General features: G+C 45.7%; 13 protein-coding genes. 12 read left to right on the plus strand and 1 reads right to left on the minus strand.

Annotation, left to right across the window (positions count from 1 at the left end):
• The first annotated feature begins 11 nt into the window (after positions 1 to 11).
• From KE626_RS25285 to KE626_RS25325, 9 genes are all read left to right on the plus strand, one after another.
• Entirely contained in the window at positions 12 to 530 is a 519-nt protein-coding gene (locus tag KE626_RS25285; RefSeq protein ID WP_211975801.1) for an RNA polymerase sigma-70 factor, read from the plus strand.
• Positions 531 to 609: 79 nt separating this feature from the next.
• Positions 610 to 1,593, plus strand: a complete 984-nt coding sequence (locus KE626_RS25290) for a FecR family protein (protein ID WP_211975802.1) — start codon at positions 610 to 612, stop codon at positions 1,591 to 1,593.
• 123 nt (positions 1,594 to 1,716) lie between these two features.
• The gene (locus KE626_RS25295; RefSeq protein WP_211975803.1) at positions 1,717 to 4,266 is read left to right on the plus strand and encodes a TonB-dependent receptor plug domain-containing protein; all 2,550 of its coding nucleotides are present in this window, start codon (positions 1,717 to 1,719) and stop codon (positions 4,264 to 4,266) included.
• 288 nt (positions 4,267 to 4,554) lie between these two features.
• Complete coding sequence (locus KE626_RS25300; protein ID WP_211975804.1) at positions 4,555 to 5,274, plus strand: DUF4397 domain-containing protein; 720 nt, start codon at positions 4,555 to 4,557, stop codon at positions 5,272 to 5,274.
• A gap of 41 nt (positions 5,275 to 5,315) precedes the next feature.
• The gene (locus KE626_RS25305) at positions 5,316 to 6,422 is read left to right on the plus strand and encodes an efflux RND transporter periplasmic adaptor subunit (protein WP_211975805.1); all 1,107 of its coding nucleotides are present in this window, start codon (positions 5,316 to 5,318) and stop codon (positions 6,420 to 6,422) included.
• A gap of 26 nt (positions 6,423 to 6,448) precedes the next feature.
• The gene (locus tag KE626_RS25310) at positions 6,449 to 9,547 is read left to right on the plus strand and encodes an efflux RND transporter permease subunit (RefSeq protein ID WP_211975806.1); all 3,099 of its coding nucleotides are present in this window, start codon (positions 6,449 to 6,451) and stop codon (positions 9,545 to 9,547) included.
• Positions 9,548 to 9,554: 7 nt separating this feature from the next.
• Positions 9,555 to 10,817: a TolC family protein gene (locus KE626_RS25315; protein WP_211975807.1), complete on the plus strand. Its 1,263-nt coding sequence runs from the start codon at positions 9,555 to 9,557 to the stop codon at positions 10,815 to 10,817.
• Between the two features lie 10 nt (positions 10,818 to 10,827).
• The gene (locus KE626_RS25320) at positions 10,828 to 11,511 is read left to right on the plus strand and encodes a porin family protein (protein WP_211975808.1); all 684 of its coding nucleotides are present in this window, start codon (positions 10,828 to 10,830) and stop codon (positions 11,509 to 11,511) included.
• Positions 11,512 to 11,675: 164 nt separating this feature from the next.
• Positions 11,676 to 12,839 (plus strand): C1 family peptidase, encoded by a 1,164-nt coding sequence (locus tag KE626_RS25325; RefSeq protein WP_211975809.1) that lies wholly within the window; start codon positions 11,676 to 11,678, stop codon positions 12,837 to 12,839.
• Here the strand turns inward: KE626_RS25325 and bla are convergent.
• The gene (bla, locus tag KE626_RS25330; RefSeq protein WP_211975810.1) at positions 12,832 to 13,704 is read right to left on the minus strand and encodes a subclass B3 metallo-beta-lactamase; all 873 of its coding nucleotides are present in this window, start codon (positions 13,702 to 13,704) and stop codon (positions 12,832 to 12,834) included. The genes KE626_RS25325 and bla overlap by 8 nt on opposite strands.
• A 250-nt stretch (positions 13,705 to 13,954) precedes the next feature.
• Between bla and KE626_RS25335 the strand changes: the two genes are divergently transcribed.
• The 3 genes from KE626_RS25335 (at position 13,955) to KE626_RS25345 (ending at position 18,885) form a co-directional block, all read left to right on the plus strand.
• Entirely contained in the window at positions 13,955 to 14,503 is a 549-nt protein-coding gene (locus KE626_RS25335; RefSeq protein WP_211975811.1) for an RNA polymerase sigma-70 factor, read from the plus strand.
• Between the two features lie 80 nt (positions 14,504 to 14,583).
• Positions 14,584 to 15,633, plus strand: coding sequence for a FecR family protein (locus KE626_RS25340; RefSeq protein WP_211975812.1), 1,050 nt, complete (start codon positions 14,584 to 14,586; stop codon positions 15,631 to 15,633).
• 81 nt (positions 15,634 to 15,714) lie between these two features.
• On the plus strand, positions 15,715 to 18,885 hold the full coding sequence (locus KE626_RS25345; RefSeq protein WP_211975813.1) for a SusC/RagA family TonB-linked outer membrane protein: 3,171 nt from the start codon (positions 15,715 to 15,717) through the stop codon (positions 18,883 to 18,885).
• Positions 18,886 to 18,901: the final 16 nt, after the last annotated feature.

The following is an 18,901-nucleotide window of genomic DNA, read 5'->3' on the forward strand; positions in this document are numbered from 1 at the left end:
AAAATTCATTTGTGAGCACAGAAGGTCTTTACAGACAGTTCCAGCAAGTATTTGAGCAGTTTTACAATCCGCTTTGCAAATATGCCTTCAACTTTATAAAAGAAAGGGAGGCATGTGAAGATATCGTACAGGATGTTTTCGTGAAGATATGGGAAAACCGCAAAGACATTTTAGCGGCTGAAGGTGTAAAATTTTACCTTTTCACCGCCGTCCGCAATAATTGCCTGACCTGGTTACGCCGTGAGCAACGCCTGCCGGTATACAGTCTCGCAGAAATGGATGTGGAGGATGCCTGGCCCAATCCAGGCACTGCAACGGATGATGTAGAGCCGGTAAATTATAAAGCAATGCTGGGAAAAGGGATTGATCAGCTTCCGCCAAAATGTAAAGAAATATTTTTATTAAGTCGTCTGGGGGATTTCAGCAACCAGGAGGTAGCCGACAACCTGGGCATATCCATTAAAACCGTTAATAATCAGCTTTGGAAGGCATTGAAATTCCTGAGACACTTCGTTAAAAATACCCTATAAACCATCCGTTGGTTATTTTCTTACTTTCCGTAGGAATTTCACAAATAATTATGTTTTAGTAAATGGGAGGAGTAAACAAATGGAAGAACTACCTGACTATATAAAAAAGATACTACTCAGAAAGCTCCACGGAGCTTCAGCCAAAGTAGACGAAAGAATAATCGCGGATTGGGTAGCGCAGCGGCCGGTACGCAAAGAAGAGATCGATCAAATGGATGCCACATGGCAGCAAACGGATGAATGGGTTGCGGAAACAGCATTTGATACTACCAGCGCGTGGTCAAAAGTAGACCAGCGTATTACAATGGCAGCAGAGAAAGGCACAGGCGCTCCCGTCGCCCTTTTCCGGATCAGTTACCTTTTAAAAATAGTAACGGCCGCTGCAATAGTAACAGGGTTTATCTTTGGCGGCTGGTGGCTGCACAACCAACGCCAGGAGCGTTTCAACACCATCACCGCCACTGCAGACCAACATATTACACTGGCGGAAGGCACTACAGTTTGGTTACGGAAAGGAAGCACGATCCGCTTTCCAAAATTTTTCTTTAAAAAGCAACGTAAAATATCCCTGTCGGGTGAAGCATATTTTAATGTAAAGACAGCTGTACATCAGCCATTCTCTATTGAAACCCAAAAGGGAATGATCACCGTACTCGGCACCTCCTTCCTCGTAAACACCGGCCGTCAGGAAAGAGTGGCCGTTATCACAGGGAAAGTATTATTTGCCGATAAAGGTCATCCGCAAAACCAATGTATACTGACGGCCCATGAAGAAGCGCTTTTTTCAGAAGGAACTTTCGAAAGAAAAACATTTACCAGTCCTCAGCATCTTTGGCAAGATGAATTAAATTTCAGAAGTACGCCATTAAAAGAAGTAATTCAAACACTTACCATTTTTTATGACAGTGCTGTTAAAATTGATACCACACAATCGCCCCAAGCTGGCGAACTATTGATCACCGCCAGCTTTGGAAAAGAATCACTGTTACAGGCCGTAGATGAATTAACAAAGCTAACAGGGCTTCATTACAAACGTCAACAAGACACTATTATTCTGTACTAAATTTCTATTGAACTTATTGTAAGATATTTTCAACATAAGGCATACTATATATTTGACGGTCTACGATCGTTATGGCGCTCTCATTCCAGCAACTGTCACACTACCCGTTTCCTTATAGCGGTGATGCTATGCTTCACCGGCATTTCCAGGCTCCATGCCCAGCAATCCCTGACAAAAAAAATATTTACCTGCCATGCATCCACCGGTAATATTCCTACGCTGCTGACGAAGATCAGCGGCTATAGCGGCACCATCATCGAATATTCCACCAACTACCTGACCACAGACAGTACCTTTTCCATCGAAGAGGGTAATACCATGCTGGGAACGGTACTCCGCAAATTATTAAGCGGTCAGCGGGTAACCATTGAAGAAATAAACAATAAGATTATCCTGTTACCATACCGGGAAAAAAAATTACCCGAGAAATATTCCCTGTACGGTTTTACAATAGAGGAAGGCAGCATGGAACCACTGGCCTACGCCACTATAAGAGACCTCGCATCCGATGAGGTTTGCCAGGCCAACAGGTTTGGGTATTACAACATAGCGTTAGCACCTGGCATACATTACCTGGAGGTCAGACACAGAAGTCTGCCTCCCAAAACGATCACCGTTACATTAGATGCCTCTACCAGGAAAAATCTTGTTATCTCCCCCATCAAACTGGCGGAAGTAAAAATCGATGCGGGTAATGTGCTCCAGCAGGATGGCGGCTCAAGAATGGACAAATACCAGGCTGATGCCTACAATAATTTTTTGGGAGAAAGTGACCCTGTCAGATCCTTATACCTGCTGCCAGGCAATGTGGAAACACAGGAAACCACGGGGAAACTGGTGGTCAGAGGCGGTGATCCGGATCAGAGTATCTTCCTGCTGGATGGTAACCAGGTTTTTAATCCCAGCCATTTGCTGGGTGAAATTTCTATCGTCAACAATACGCTCGTTAAATCCATCAGGCAATATAAAAATGATTTCCCCAGCCGCTTTGATGGGGCCATCTCCTCTATTACGGAAGTCAACACGAAAGACGGAAGCATGGAAAAGTGGACCGGCGAGGCCAGCGCGGGACTGCTGGCCGGCGCCATGGCCGTAGAAGGGCCCCTACGCAGGAAAACTACCGCTTTCATGTTCTCTATGCGTCATAGCTGGTCTGATCCGCTTCTTAATATCCTCGATGATAACTATCGGCTCCGGTTCTACGATCTTCATTTCAAACTAACACATCTCATCAATGCAAACAATAAATTGATGTTTACCGGCTATATAGGTAAAGATCGTCTCAACCTGCGCAACCAGGACTATCAGCATTTGCAGGTCTGGGGAAACCGGCTGGGGACTATTAACTGGCTTCATTTGCTCGGCGCCCGTGCATTTGTAAGCACTACTTTCAATGCGAGCAATTACAACAACCTCGCAGGGATCAAGTTTTCTATATTCAATGATAGCACCGGCCAAATGGAGGATAGCAAAGCATTTAATAACTATGCATCTATTGAAAAACTGGAAGCAAAAACCCAGTTTGAATTCAACCCTTTTCCAAATGCAAGGTTCCGGTATGGCGCCAGGTATACGCATACCACCATCAGACCTTTTAACACCAATATCACACCGGAGTTCCTGGAGCAAACGGACTATTATCAACCTATGCAGCCACTCCGGTTCAGGGAATTTTCCAGCTATGTTGAAACTGAGCTGGGCTTTGGCGCCAATATTTTAGTGAGACCCGGACTTAACTACGCCGTGTATAAATTCAGGGACTATTCCCATTGTTCCCTTCAACCCCGGTTATTTGCGGCGTGGCGCATCAGCAAATACCAGCAGCTCACCTTTTCGTATGCCCGTATGGTGCAATACCTTCACCAGGTAAGCAGCCCGTTTATGGGTGTTAACAGCGAGTTTTGGGTGCCAAGTACGGGGTTATTGCGTCCTGTTGAAAGCCATATGGTAAATGCAGGATATAATTACAATGATAAAAAAGGACTATTCCTCTCCGCAGATGTTTATTATAAAGCGATGAGAAATAATACCAACTTCGCAGAAAAGGGAAATATTTTCTATGATGAAGATTCCTGGGAAACGGATATCCTCGCAGGAAAAGGCTGGAGCTACGGACTTGAATTACTTTCCCGCAAGGAAATTAAGAAATGGCAGTTCCAGCTCTCTTATGCGCTCACCAGGAGCGAAAGACAATTTGCCGGCATCAACGAAGGGAAAAGATATCCCTTCCGCTATGATCGTCGGCATAATATAAATGCCACTATCAACTATTCGCCCTTTAAGAACTGGGATCTTGGGCTGGTATGGTATTTCAGCTCAGGTGATGCTATGTTTCTGCCTCCCGGTACAACAGATGATTTTGATAACCCCGCACCGGCAAATCCCGGTAATAAGAACCCGGACAATAAAACCCCTTTCATTTATGACAGGAGAGGCTACCAGCTCAGGCGGCTTCCCCCCTATCATCGTCTGAATTTTAATACCAGTTTCTCGTTCCCGACCGGCAAACAACTCACCCACAAAATATCCGCGGGTCTTTACAATGCCTATCAGGCCCACAATAAATACATACCAGACGTGTGGAACCTCGAGGATAGCGGTTATAACACCACCGTATCAGGAAGCCGTGTCTTTGACCTTACCTTTTATTTATCTTATACACTCAAATTCTGATTTTTTTTATTGCCGCGTAGGAGGTTTTCACTTTTTGCTGTTTTCCCTGCAGATATGGTTATGTTAACCCCAATGACATTTTTGGCTCATATCCTACCTACAACTTGGGGGCGCTTTACAGCGCCTCTTTTTTTTGCACGATACAAACATCGCTATAATAATAAAATGTTAAAGATCCTCTTTTGCTTTGAAGGCAATAGGAAGATAACCACCATTTCATGTTTATAGAGCATACAGATCATCGTATCACATTTATCAGCAAATTAAAAATGAGAAAAAATGAGAAAAATGAACACTTCAAAAGTTGTCTCCGCATGTGTATTAATAGGTATATCAATAGCTGCCTGCAAAAAGAAATCAGACAACACACCTGATGCGCCTGTATCTTATCTGCAGGTGATACACACCTCTCCTAAAACAGCAGAGCTGATGGTGAATGTAAACGAAAAGAAAATGCAGCAGAAAGTACAATACCTGTCTGTCCAAAAACCATACGTATCACTAAATTCCGGCAAAGACGTTCCCGTTAAATTAACACTGGGAAATAATATAGTGGGAGAAAACAAGTTCACTTTCGAAAATGCTACGAGCTACAGTTTATTCATTTATGATACACTAAAGAATAACAAAGTAAAATTCATTGTACTAAAAGATGTGCTCAGTAATCCCGGCGCGACTAAAGCAAATGTCCGTTTCCTTCATCTTTCTCCAAACACTACACCAGTGGACATTGACGTATTTAAAGGTAACGATAGTATCAGGCTGGTAAAAGCAACCGCCTATATCGGCGATAATCCCGACGCAGCTGCACTCGCACCATTTAAAACTATTATCGCAGGTACCTATCGTGTAAAAGTAAAAATACAGGTGGGCGCAAAACCTGTTACCCTCCTGGATATCCCTTCGCTCAAACTGGAAGGACAAAGAACCGCTACCATATTTTTGAAGGGTCTTACCAACGGCACGGCAGATGCTGCCACCGGCTTACAATTATGGTTGCATAAATAAATACAACAGCTCCTGCACTCACGGCTATTAACAATGGTATAATGAAACATATAAAGGCTTTACTTTACAGCACACTATTACTGACATCATGCGCACAAAAAACTGTACGGACACCCGTTAACAGCTGTGAGTTACATGGCGATACTGTAATTGTGCATCCGCAATCCGTTCTGGCAAAAAAAATCCATATCGATACGATTACCACAAAGCTGCTGTGTCAGAAGATGCCCGCGGTAGGTCTTGTAAAACTGATTCCGAACCAGTTTGCAGAAATAGCGCCCACCTTTTCCGGCAGGATCATTTCGGCCTACTTAAAACTGGGCATGCGCGTCACCCCCGCCACTCCCCTGTTTGCGATGAGCTCACCGGATTTTATCCTGGCACAAAAGGCTTTTTTCCAGGCAAAAGAACAACTGCTCCTGGCGGAGAAAAAATTAACACGGCAACGTAGTTTGGTCGCCAATGGCGTTGGTATTCAAAAGGAACTGGAAGAAGCACAAATGAATTACGACGTAGAAAAGAAAGAGTATGAGAGTGCCCGGTTGAGTATCCGCCTATTTAAAGCAAATCCTGATGATTTAATACTGGGACAACCGCTTATCATTTACGCACCTATTGCCGGAGAGATAGTGGAGAACAAGGTAGTGGTAGGGCAACTCATCAAAAATGATGGCGCCAGTGTAGCTGCTGTGGCCGAGCTATCCAAAGTATGGGTAGCAGGCCACCTCAAGGAAAAAGATATGGGTGCTATACGTCAGCTGCATCAATCCCAGATAACCATTGCTGCATTGCCGGATAAAACGGTAAAGGGGAGAATTTTCCATATCAACGAATTGATCGATGAAAGCTCGCGGAGTGTGGAAGTACTGATGGAATGCGAAAATGCGGATCATTTGCTCAAGCCGGGTATGTTTGTAAATGTTAATTTTGAGAACACACCTCAGCCAACCATCCTCATTGCACCCAAAGCTTTGTTGCAGCAAAGTAATACCTCCTTCGTGTTCCGGCAGATAGCTGCCGGTAAATACGTACGCCAAACAGTGGAAACCAATGGTATCCAGGACAACAAAGTGGTCGTAAAATCCGGGCTTTCAAAAAACGATACGATCATCAGCGATGGCGCCTATTATCTGCTGGACGCCAGATAGCAATCACGCACTAATCCAAGAACAACATGATGAACCTGATTTATTTAACCATCAGAAAAAGATGGTTACTGATAGGCTTTTTTCTAATGCTGGCATTGTTTGGCTACTATTCCTGGAAACAATTGTCTATCGAAGCATACCCGGACATAGCCGATGTAAGCGCCCAGATTATCACGCAGGTGCCAGGTTTGGCCGCAGAGGAAATGGAGCAACAGATCACCATCCCGGTGGAAAGGGTGTTGAACGGCCTTCCCGGCATGAGCGTTATGCGCAGCAAAAGTACTTTTGGCTTATCTATCGTCACCATTGTTTTCCAGGATGGCTATGAAGATTACTGGGCACGGCAACGCATCAACGAAAGATTGAATGCGCTTACGCTGCCCTACAATGCAAAGCCCGGGATGGATCCATTGACGTCGCCCATAGGTGAAATTTTCAGGTATGTTATTGAGAGCAAAGGGCATGACCTGCGGGAACTTACCGACCTTCAAAACTGGGTAATTGTGCCACGCCTGAAACAGGAAGCGGGCGTTACCAATGTCACCAATTTTGGCGGCATCACTACGCAGTACCAGGTGGAACTGGATCCTGCCCGGCTGGAACAGTACCAGCTGTCGCTCAGTGATATCCAGGCCGCCATCACCAATAATAATGCAAATGCCGGCGGAAGCATTCTTAACCAGGGTGATCTTGGCTATGTGATCCGTGGCATCGGGCTGGTGAAAACACTGGAAGGACTTGGTGACCTGGTCATTAAAACAACCAACGGTGTACCTATACTGCTGAAAGATGTAGGAGAACTCAAATATGGCAACCTGGAACGAAAAAGCATCCTGGGTTTTACAGACCGGGAAGTAAATTATAATGAAAGTATTGAGGGTGTGGTACAGTTGCTAAAAGGACAGAATCCTTCATTGGTACTGCAGGGAGTACACAACGCTATTGATGATCTCAACCAGCACCTGCTTCCTGAAGGCGTCCGTATCCGGCCGTATATGGATCGGACAGACCTGGTGAATACTACGCTGAATACCGTTTCACACACACTGATAGAGGGAATGATGCTGGTAATTATAGTCCTCATCGTATTCCTGGGCAGCTGGCGCGGTGCGCTGATTGTGGCAATTACAATACCATTGGCATTATTGATCGCCTTTATACTGATGTATTTTACCAACATCCCGGCCAACCTGCTTTCGCTGGGGGCTATTGATTTCGGGATCATTGTGGATGGGGCTATCGTTATGATGGAAACGATCCTGAAAAAGCGGGAAGAAAATGAACTGGTACCACTGGAAGAACGTTCAGTGGCAGAGCGGGCAGCGCTTGTTGGCAAGCCGGTGTTATTTGCCACCATCATTATCATTACCGCCTACCTGCCTTTGTTTGCATTTGAAAGAGTGGAACGCAAGCTGTTTACACCTATGGCATTTACGGTCAGCTATGCTTTGATAGGCGCCCTGATAGTAGCGATGTTGTTAATTCCGGGGCTGGCTTATGCGGTTTACAGAAAGCCGCGTAAACTATATCATAACAAATGGCTGGAAAAATTATCGGTGATTTACCTGGCCCGGATCAAAAAGATCATGCAAAAACCGGCGAGGGTGTTGTGGCCGTTATGTTTGGTACTGATCAGTGCAGCTATACTGTCCGTTACGGTGGGGAAAGACTTTCTTCCCTCATTGGATGAAGGTTCCATCTGGTTGCAGGTACAGCTCCCTACAGGCATCTCGCTGCAAAAGTCAAAAGAAATGAGTGACTCGTTACGAACGGTAACCATGAAACACAGGGAGATCACCTATATGATGGTGCATGCCGGCAGAAATGACGATGGAACAGATCCCTGGTCGGCCTCCCATTTTGAATGTTCCATAGGACTCCAGCCTTACAAAGAATGGCCGAAAGGGAAAACCAAAGCAGATCTCATTGATGAACTGGTGGCGGACTATGCAGCTATGCCAGGCTATACCGTCGGGTTTAGCCAACCCATGATCGACAACGTAATGGACCGTATATCCGGCGCCCATAGTGAACTGGTAGTAAAAGTTTATGGAGATGATTTTGCAGAAACCCGGCGGATAGCACAACAGGTGCTTCAAACGCTCCGGAAAATAAAAGGCGCCGTTGATCTTTCCATTGACCAGGAGCCGCCGTTGCCACAACTGCAGATTAAAATAGACAGGGCTGCTGTAGCCCAATACGGACTTAATGTAAGTACTGTTTCTGAGCTGATAGAAGTAGCTATTGGCGGAAAAGCCGTGTCACAGCTTTTTACGGGCAACAAAGTGTATGATATCACCTGTCGTTATAAAGAGCAAAGCCGGAACACGCCGGAGAAAATTGCCAACCTGATGCTCCCAACTCCCACCGGCGCCAGGATTCCTTTGTCGCAGGTAGCTACTATCAGCACTACCACCGGGGAGGGTACTATCACCCGGGAAATGAATAAAAGGCATTTAACAGTGAAACTAAACCTGCGGAATGTGGATCTCTCCTCTTTTATGGAGCAGGCCAGGAGCAGTATTGAAAAACAAGTTCCCTACGATCACGGTAAATACCGGGTTGTTTGGGGCGGCCAATTCGAGAATCAAAAACGTGCATATGCAAAACTTGCCGTAGTGGTTCCGGTAACGCTATTGTTTATGTTCTTCCTCTTATATGGCGCATTTGGCCGGTTCCGGCAAGCCGGACTGATACTCAGTATTGTACCACTGGCGCTGTTTGGTGGCATGCTTGCGCTCAACATCCGGGGCATGACACTGAACGTATCTTCCGCAGTTGGCTTTATCGCTTTGTTTGGTGTAGCTATTCAAAATGGCGTGATCATGATTTCCAATTTCAATGAACTGCGCATGCAGGGAGCTACATTGTTGGATGCCGTGATAGCCGGTGCAGCTAACAGGTTCAGACCCATACTGATGACTGCTACAGTGGCTATTCTTGGTTTGTTACCGGCATCGCTGGCTACCGGTATTGGCTCAGATGTTCAGCGTCCACTGGCAACGGTAGTGGTATATGGGTTGCTGGCCGCTACCGCTATTACACTATTTGTATTGCCGGCTTTATATTATTTGTCTGAAAGCAAATGGGGCGCTGCAGACTATCAGAAAAAGGATGAAAAATAAAAAACAGATGGTTATCAGATACAGCAGTATTTTATTACTGTTTTTTTCAACAGTACAGGTGAATGCGCAAACAAAAGATTCGCTGACCTACACCCGCTTCCTGGCTGGGGTAACAAATAATAACCTGGCATACGTAACGGAGCGATTCAATGTTAGCCTGGCAACAGCAAGGTTTGCGGCGGCCAAAGTGTTTCCCGATCCCAGCCTCTCGTTTGGCTGGATAGATAACGGTCAGAAAAGAATGAAGATGGGATATGGATTTAACACGGGTGTGAACTGGTTGCTGGAGCTGGGTAACAAAAGGCAGGCCAGGACCAGCGTTGCGCGGAGCCAGCTGGAATTAACCACCCTGCTGTTGGAAAATTATTATCGCAATCTGCGCGCAGATGCCACGCTGGCCTATCTGCAGGCAATACTACAGGAAAACCTGCTTAAAGTAAACCAGGAATCTTATCAAAGCCTTTCCTTATTTGCCCGCGCTGATAGTATCCGCTTCAAATTGGGAGAAATAAAAGCAGTCGATGCCCGTCAGAGCAAACTGGAAGCCGGCAACATGCAGAATACCGTATACCGGAGCGAGGCCGGCTTTCAGGCAGCCCTTTTACAACTGGGCATGCTGATGGGGAAAGCAGCTGATACGCTCTACTACCCTGTTGTTGCCAAACCCAGCTTTGACCGGGAATTCAGTTTAAAGGAACTGATAAATTCCGCTGTCAGCAACCGGGCAGACATACTGGCTGCCGGAAAGGATAAGGAGGTGGCCGGCAATATGGTGAAGCTGGCGCAGGCAAACCGGATGCCGGACCTCGGATTAAACCTGGGAATGGCGCAAAACACCGGCGCCACCAATGTAATAGCGCCTACCCCTTCTACCAATGTTATTTCAGCAGGCATTTCCATACCATTGAAATTTTCCGGCAGATCCAGGGCAGAATTACTTTCAGCACAATACAGTGCCGCCCAGGCAGCAGCCCGGTATCAACAGGCTGCCCTGCAGGTGCAAACCGAAGTAGCCACCAGTTACTATAACTACCTCTCCGCCCGTAAACAGGTAACCCAGTTTCATACCGGGTTATTACAGGAAGCAGAGAAAGCACTGGAAGGTAAAATATATAGTTATCGATCCGGTGAAATTAACCTGCTGGAGGTTTTAAATGCGCAACGCACCTATAATAGCCTGAAACAAAGCTATTACGAGGCATTGAACGGGTATGCCGTTGCATTGGTAGAAATGGAAAGAACTGCCGGTATCTGGGACATTAACCTATAAAACATCTGATATGAAATACATTTGGGTGATGATATTTTTCCTCTCACTATTCCAACCCACACAGGCCCAAAAAGATAGCAGCGGATACAGGGAAGTATCATTCGGTATGAAGGCTGGTTTTTTGTCCGGCTCATTATATGGCAAAGATCTTCACCTGCTGTCGGCCGGCGGCTATGTAAAACCATTACCTGGCATATTTGCCGGTATTACGATACAGTCCAGGTTAGGCAAATATTTTGGTCTACAGTCCGAATTATCAATTGGACAAAGTGCAGTCATGCTGCATTTGTTGGACAGCAACAGCAACCAGCTATACAACAGTCGCTTTAAAAGCACCTACCTGGTCATAGCTCCCATCACGCCTACGCTATACTTTCACGGATTCCGGTTGTCTGCCGGCCCTTACGTAAGTGGTTTGCTTCATAGCAGTGTGGAATACAAAAACCAGGATGGGCAGATATCAGCAGATAAAAGTATTTTCGGCACCGCCACTTCCCCGGGAAAATTCCGCTATAAAATAGATGCCGGCATCGCGCTGCAGCTGCGCTATGAGTTCAAAAACGGCTGGAACCTGGGAGCTGCCTATACCAGGGGATTTATACCGGTAATAGAAGATCCCCGTGTACAGCATCAATGGAAAATATACAATCAGCAGTTCAATCTTTTCCTGGGTTATCAATGGCGAAAGAGATAAACAGGAAAACAAAACCTTAGCAGCGCAATTTACTTATCAACCTCGAAGAAAAGTTCTTTAGGCGGTAGGATGTAGACAATACCGACATGACCGAGCAACTTTTTCTGATTCAGGTGTCTTTTTAATATGCCGGCCGGCGTTAACCAAACATGATAAGTACTGCTATGAAAAAAAACTATCTGTCTGTCTTATTATTCCCGTTTTTGTTACCTGTTATCCAGGGCTGTTACAACAAGCCTAAAAAGGCGGTGGTGCAACCACTGCCCAAAAGCAATTATATTTTCACTGATGTAAAGGAGCTGGAGGCCCTGCCCGTTATTGACCAAAATGCCTCGGGAACATGTTGGAGTTTTTCCACCAGTTCGTTCCTGGAGTCGGAGATCATCCGGCTAAAGGGCGAAAAGATAGACCTTTCAGAGATGTATTTTGTAAGATGTGCCTATATGTTAAAGGCCCGTAATTATATCCTCCGGCAGGGCACTGCACGGTTTACCGAAGGTGGTCTCAATCACGATCCGCTCATTAGTTCCGTCACCTTCGGGCTGCTGCCACAATCAGCATATACCGGGCTAAAGGATGGAAAGGCCCGGCACAATCATTTCAAACTGTTCAACGAACTGGATACCGCCGTAAAAAGATGCGCCAATCCGGCCAATAAGCAGGGCACAGGATGGAAAACGCAGGTCCCGGATATATTGGATCGCTTTTTAGGGAAAGTGCCGGATCAGTTTCAATATAACGGACAGATGTATACGCCCTTTAGCTTTCTTGCCTATACGCAGTTAAACACTGCCGACTACCTGACCATTACTTCTTTTACAGATGCCCCTTTCTATCAACGCTTCCAGCTGAGCATACCCGCCAACTGGGCCAACGAGCGGTTTTACAACCTTCCCCTGGATGAATTTATGGAAAATATTGATCATGCTGTAGACGCCGGGTTCTCCCTGGCCCTCGACCTGGATGCTACCGAGCCAACATTTTCTCCCGATCAGGGAATAGCCGTTCTGCCGGAAAAACAGGAAGACAACACCCTTATACTTACCGATGTCCGGCCCGAAAAGAAAGTCACCCAGCAAATGCGCCAGGATGCTTTTGAGTCTTTCGAAACCACCGACGACCATCTCATGCATATTGTTGGCAAAGCAAAAGATCAGTATGGCAACAGCTATTATAAAGCAAAAAATTCATGGGGCACCAATGCTCTCAGACGCGGTTTCATCTACCTGAGCATTCCCTACATGAGAATGAAGGGAATCTCGGTTCTTCTTCACAAGGATGGGCTAATGGACACAACAAAGCATAAACTTTTGAACGCGCCTACCTAACCTTCTCGTCATACTCCTTTCTTATCTCCTTCAATATCTTCTCATAGGCTTCCCTGTTTGTAAATAAACCCGGGTTATAAGGCGTATTCTCCTTACGCATCGTGTGCAAATCAAACTGACTGGCATGTGCAGCCACCCAGATGTCAAACTGAATTTTAGGCATAGTGTCCAGCGTGTATTTATAGTCGGCGGCGATTTGCGGATAGGTGGTCACCTTGGGGAATTTCTTCTCTGTTATAATAGTAGGAATATTTGCCAGCAGTACTTTATAAGTCCTGCTACTATCTTTCACATCCATTAAAAAGCTGCAGGAGCCTTTCGTATGGCCGGGGTGATGAAGCACCAGCAGTTTAGTATCTCCCAAACTAATTACATCCTTATCATGCAGCAACCTGGAGATTTTAACCGGCCTGAAAAAGCTGACCCCGCTGCCCATCTCGTAATCCGTTTTGCCGCCGGACTTTATGACCGATTCATCGGCAGCATCTACCATGAACCTGGCGCCGGTCATTTCCCGCACGGCTTCCATGGCGCCTACGTGATCATAGTGGACCTGGTTGGTAAGCAGAATTTTGATATCGCCAAACCGGAAACCGAGTGTTTCCACATTCTTTTTGATAACGGCCGCGGAAGAAGCAAGCCCCGTATTCACCAGGATATGCCCCGAAGTTGTGGTAACCAGGTAGCTGGCAAGATCATAGGTACCTACATAATACAGGTTGCCCACAATACGGAATGGTGCATATGCCCTGGTCCATTCCTCACTGTGATTGGTGGGTTCTGCCACTTTCTGCGCCTGGGCATAGTGGCCCAGGCAGCAGCACAGGACTACAGGCATTAATTTCTTGAGAATACGTTGACGCATATACGATTTTCGGGTTGAACGAGAAATGATTGTTCCGCAAATTAATGATTATACGAATGCTAAAACATGCTGGTACAACTTCGGCAAGAGTTCATTTTGAGAGAATTCCGGTGCAACAGGTCAATCACGATGTATTGCTTTTTTAAATATTCTGTGTTACAACTCTTATTAAAAGAAACGGAAATTATCACTGCTCATATCCTTTTTTTTGTATTTTGGCCGGCAAATGGTGACTCCCAATATTTAAATAATGTCTACGTTAAATATGATCGCTGCACTGAAAGAAGGAAATACTACTGTTTTCAAAGAATTGTTTAACGATTACCATCTGAAGGTATATTTGTATGTCTTGTCCAAAACGAATTCCCAGTATATTGCAGAAGAGACTACGCAGATCACATTCATTAAACTATGGGACTACCGCCTACAACTCAACGAATCCCAGGAGGTAGGGAAACTGTTGTTCCATATAGCCCGAACCACGTGTATTGACTTACTCCGGAAAGATATGGTGAGAGACCGGTTGCTGAAGCAGGAAAAGCTAACAGGAAACGATACCCTGCATATTTCTGATACGATAGAAGTAAAAGAGCTTCAGCAAAGGATAAGCCACGTGGTCGATAATATGCCCCCTGTCAGGAAGAGAGTATTCGAGCTCAGTCGCTATGAATTTAAATCCTATAAAGAGATTGCAGAAATGCTCTCCCTGTCTGTTAAAACAGTAGAAAATCATATAGCCCTTGCGATCAAACACCTGAAGAAATCTTTGATCCTGTTAATCCTGCTGTTCCTGCACTAAAAAAAATTTATCTTCTCATTAGGGGATGCGCTATTTTCAAACGATATTATTGCAAGCGTCTCCATTATCCACGCTAAAAGATGATCTCAAGAGAATTAATTGCCAAATATTTCAGGAATGAATGTAATGACAATGAAAAAAAATTAGTGCTGGAATATTTTCGTGATAACCCGGAGGAATGGAACATGTACATGCCCGAGGAGGAATGGGATAATTTTGTAGTGAACCAGGAAGTGGATCCTGACCTTTCCAGGAGGATGTTTAAAACGGTAAGCAGCCAGTCTTTCAGGAAAGGCAGGAGGCTGCAGATCGCATGGCTGGCAGCTGCAGTATCGGCCGGCGTGATCATTGGCCTGTTATGGATGTACAGACCTGCCGCCAGGACGCCTATTGTAGCAAGCGAAACTTCTTCCGGAAGTTTGGAGCGGATGACGGAGAAAAAGAATATTTCCAATGCGCTGATGCGCATCACACTGGCTGACGGTTCTGAAGTCTTGTTGTCGCCCAACAGCAGTATACGGTTTGCCGATTCGTTCCTTTCTGATAAAGGCAGGGCTGTATACCTGTCAGGACAGGCTTTGTTTAAAATAGCCGGAGATAAGGGCAACCCTTTCATTGTATATGCAGACAAGCTGGCTACCACCGTGCTGGGTACGTCCTTTACCGTACAGTCGTTTACAGAAAGTGATGTAATAAAAGTGAAACTGCATGAAGGTAAGGTACAGGTATCCGCTGCTGATCCCAGCCACACAGCATGGAAAGACAAAGTAGTCCTGCTGTCGGGTGAAGAGCTGACATATAGTAAAAACAGGATGCAGGCAAGTATCAGGCACAATGCGCCTGCAGAGCATTTGGTAAAAGCCGGTCCTGCAAACACTAAAACATATACTGTTCGCAGGCCAGACTGGTATACTTTCGATGCATCACTGCTTTCAGAAGTGCTTGATCAGCTCAGCAGCTACTACCAGGTGGATATTTATTACTATCCTTCTGATCTGCGTAATAAATATTTTTCAGGCAAACTACATAAAACAGATTCATTAGAAACAATATTAAAAGATATAGCATTGCTCAACCAACTTACTATCGAGAAAAAACAAGACGGCTATATCATCAGAAAAACTGATTGACCAAATAACAAACAGACATCAATTTCCACCAACGTTGATAGATCAACGGGGTTTTTTATTCCCTAAATAAAGACAGTCTACATGAAAAAATGGAATTCCTCCTATGCCCTGCTGGGCGTAACGGTGATGCTTTGCCTTTTCCCACTGTTCCTGCATGCCCAAAAACGAGCGGATGTAGCGGGCATCGTAAAAAATGAAACAACAGGAGAACCACTATGGGGCGTTAACGTTACCGTTAAAAATGCTGCCAACAATTTTTCTGCTTCTGTACAAACAGACAATAAAGGGGTCTTCTCTTTCAATCGATTGCTTTCAGGCACCGGGTACTCTTTTACCTTTTCTTTTGTTGGTTTTGAATCCCAAACACTGAGCGGGTATATCCTGAAACCGGGAGCTGATTTCTCCTTGCTGGTAGGCCTTAAAAGCCGGGAACAGCAGATCAGTGAAGTAGTGGTGGTAGGATATGGTTCTATGAAGAAAAAAGACCTGACAGGCGCTATCAGCCAGTTGAAGACAGCCAGGTTGGAAAAGGAAAGCCCGCAATCAGTGCAGGACCTTCTCCGAAGCGGGGTTCCGGGATTAAATATCGGGCAGAATACCTCCGCAAAAGGCGGCGGAGATATGCAGATACGCGGACAACGTTCCTTAACTGCCAGCAACGACCCACTTATTGTGCTGGATGGTGTCATATTCTTTGGAGAGCTATCTGAAATCAATCCCCAGGACATTGACCATTTTGATGTACTGAAGGATGCCTCGGCAGCCGCCATTTATGGAGCAAAATCTGCAAACGGTGTGGTGATCATCACCACCAAGAAAGGTGTGACAGACAAACCTGTTATCCGGTTTAGTGCCAATACCGGTGTGGCTACTATGGGCAGCAAACGCCGGGTATACGATGCACCCGGTTACCTGAACTATCGCACCGATATGTTCAATAGTACCACGAGGTGGGCCACCCCCGCGAAATATGTACAACCTACAAATGAGAATCTCTCCAAATACAACATCACAATGGCCGACTGGCTCGCCTATGATGCGCAAACAGGTGATCCAAACGATATATGGCTGCGACGCATCGGCCTGTTCGATAAAGAGCGGCAGAACTACGCCCGGGGCAACACCTATGATTGGTTTGACAACTCCTTTCAACGCGGCTTACAACAGGATTACGATGTAAGCTTTTCAGGAAGAAATAAAAATGTGCTGAATTACTATCTGTCCATGGGATACCTGAACAATGAGGGCATTATTGTAGGCGATAAATACCGCGCCTACAGGGCAAACATCAAGGTCGACGGAAAAGTTAACAAATGGATGCATACCGGCGTGAACATCAACTTCCAGGATCGCTCCGATGGTAACTTCGCGGTAGACTGGGCCGGGCAAATCATCAGCAATACTCCCTTTGCACTTCCTTATGATGAAAACGGGAAACTGGATCCCTACCCCATGGGAGCCAGCGTAAGTCAGGGCATTAACTCCGCATTCAATAATCAATACAAGAAGCTGGAAAAAGGATATACCGTTTTAAATACCACTATTTACCAGACGATCAAACTGCCATTTAATATCAGCTATCAACTGAACTTCTCCCCCCGCATGCAATGGTTCTACAACAGGTACCAGGAATCATCGCAGAATCCCTTATGGTCGGATAACGGAAAGGCCATCCGGGAAAACACAAAGAATTTCGATTGGCAGATAGACAATATCATTTCATGGGATTATACTTTCGCTAAAAAACATAACGTGAAAGTAACGCTGCTGCAGAATGCCGAAGAGCACAAGTCATGGAATGAAAGTATCACTGCCAGGGATTTTTCTCCAACTGACGCATTGGGCTTCCATAATGTAGGCGCCGGTAATCCCTTAAAGACGACCATCAGCAGCAATGACCAGCATAGCACCGGCGATGCCCTGATGGCCCGGTTGTTCTACTCTTACAACAACAAATATATGCTCACAGCTTCCATACGCAGGGATGGATACTCCGCCTTCGGTCTGTCCAACCCGAGAGCCACTTTTCCTTCGCTCGCCTTTGCGTGGAACTTCGCCGACGAACGCTTCTTCCACTGGAAGCCAATGAGCAGCGGAAAACTGCGCTTATCCTGGGGGATGAACGGCAACCGTTCCATCGGTATATACCAGGCATTATCCAATCTCACTACCGGCGCAGGGCGCTACGCTTACGTGCAGGCAAATGGCTCGGTATACGAACTGTCACAACTATATGTGGACAGGATGGCCAATCATAACCTGAAATGGGAAGCCACCTCGTCATGGAACATGGGACTCGACTTCGGCTTCCTCAACAACAGGATCACCGGTAATATAGAGGTTTATAACATGCCTACCACCGACCTGCTGATGAACCAATCCCTCCCCGACTTTACCGGCTTCAGCACCGTCACAACCAACCTGGGCGAAGTAGTCAACAGGGGCTTCGAATTAGGTCTGACCTCGCGGAACATGGAGCGAAAAAACATGGAATGGTCTACCACACTGGGATTTTTCTTCAACAGGAACCAGGTCAAACACCTTTATTACACTTACCAGGATGTGCTGGATACCGACGGTAAAGTGGTAGGCTCCAAAGAGATCAATGACATATCGAATGGATGGTTCATTGGTCATGATATCAGCTCCATATGGACCTACAATGTATTGGGCATATGGCAGGAAAGCGAAAGAACCCAGGCTGCCAGATACGGCGAAATACCCGGGGACGTGAAAGTAGAAGACGTTAACAACGACGGAAAATACACCAATGACGACAAAAAATTCATGGGTACTACTACCCCACGCTTCCGTTGGACGCTGCGCAATGATTTCACCCTATTCAGGAACTTTGATTTCTCTTTCAATATATACTCGAACTGGGGGCATAAACAAACCTCTTCAGACTATCTCAACAATTTCGGCTCAGGTACAGACAGAAGTAATTCCTATGTCAGGAATTACTGGACGCCGGAAAACCCATCCAATAAATATGCACGGCTGAACTCCACCAATGTGCAGAACATAACACCTTCACGCGTCATTGATAAGACCTTTATCCGCCTCGACAACGTTTCCGTTTCCTATTCGTTGCCTGCAAATATTGCGGGAAGGCTGGACATGAGCCAGTTCAAAATATATGCAGGCATACGAAATGTTGCCGTATGGGCAAAAGATTGGGAGTACTGGGATCCGGAAACTACCTCCCTGATGCCCAGACATTACACAATTGGTATGAATGCTACTTTTTAAAAGACTAAACCACTGT

This window comes from Chitinophaga hostae, from assembly GCF_018224885.1.
GTDB classification, from domain to species: Bacteria; Bacteroidota; Bacteroidia; order Chitinophagales; family Chitinophagaceae; genus Chitinophaga; species Chitinophaga hostae.

Coding starts and splice junctions, on each gene's coding strand:
- KE626_RS25320 (WP_211975808.1), top strand. CDS start 10,828: ATGAAATACATTTGGGTGATGATATTTTTCCTCTCACTATTCCAACCC.
- KE626_RS25300 (WP_211975804.1), top strand. CDS start 4,555: ATGAACACTTCAAAAGTTGTCTCCGCATGTGTATTAATAGGTATATCA.
- KE626_RS25345 (WP_211975813.1), top strand. CDS start 15,715: ATGAAAAAATGGAATTCCTCCTATGCCCTGCTGGGCGTAACGGTGATG.
- KE626_RS25290 (WP_211975802.1), top strand. CDS start 610: ATGGAAGAACTACCTGACTATATAAAAAAGATACTACTCAGAAAGCTC.
- KE626_RS25295 (WP_211975803.1), top strand. CDS start 1,717: ATGCTATGCTTCACCGGCATTTCCAGGCTCCATGCCCAGCAATCCCTG.
- KE626_RS25315 (WP_211975807.1), top strand. CDS start 9,555: ATGGTTATCAGATACAGCAGTATTTTATTACTGTTTTTTTCAACAGTA.
- KE626_RS25305 (WP_211975805.1), top strand. CDS start 5,316: ATGAAACATATAAAGGCTTTACTTTACAGCACACTATTACTGACATCA.
- KE626_RS25335 (WP_211975811.1), top strand. CDS start 13,955: ATGTCTACGTTAAATATGATCGCTGCACTGAAAGAAGGAAATACTACT.
- KE626_RS25325 (WP_211975809.1), top strand. CDS start 11,676: ATGAAAAAAAACTATCTGTCTGTCTTATTATTCCCGTTTTTGTTACCT.
- KE626_RS25340 (WP_211975812.1), top strand. CDS start 14,584: ATGATCTCAAGAGAATTAATTGCCAAATATTTCAGGAATGAATGTAAT.
- KE626_RS25310 (WP_211975806.1), top strand. CDS start 6,449: ATGATGAACCTGATTTATTTAACCATCAGAAAAAGATGGTTACTGATA.
- bla (WP_211975810.1), bottom strand. CDS start 13,704: ATGCGTCAACGTATTCTCAAGAAATTAATGCCTGTAGTCCTGTGCTGC.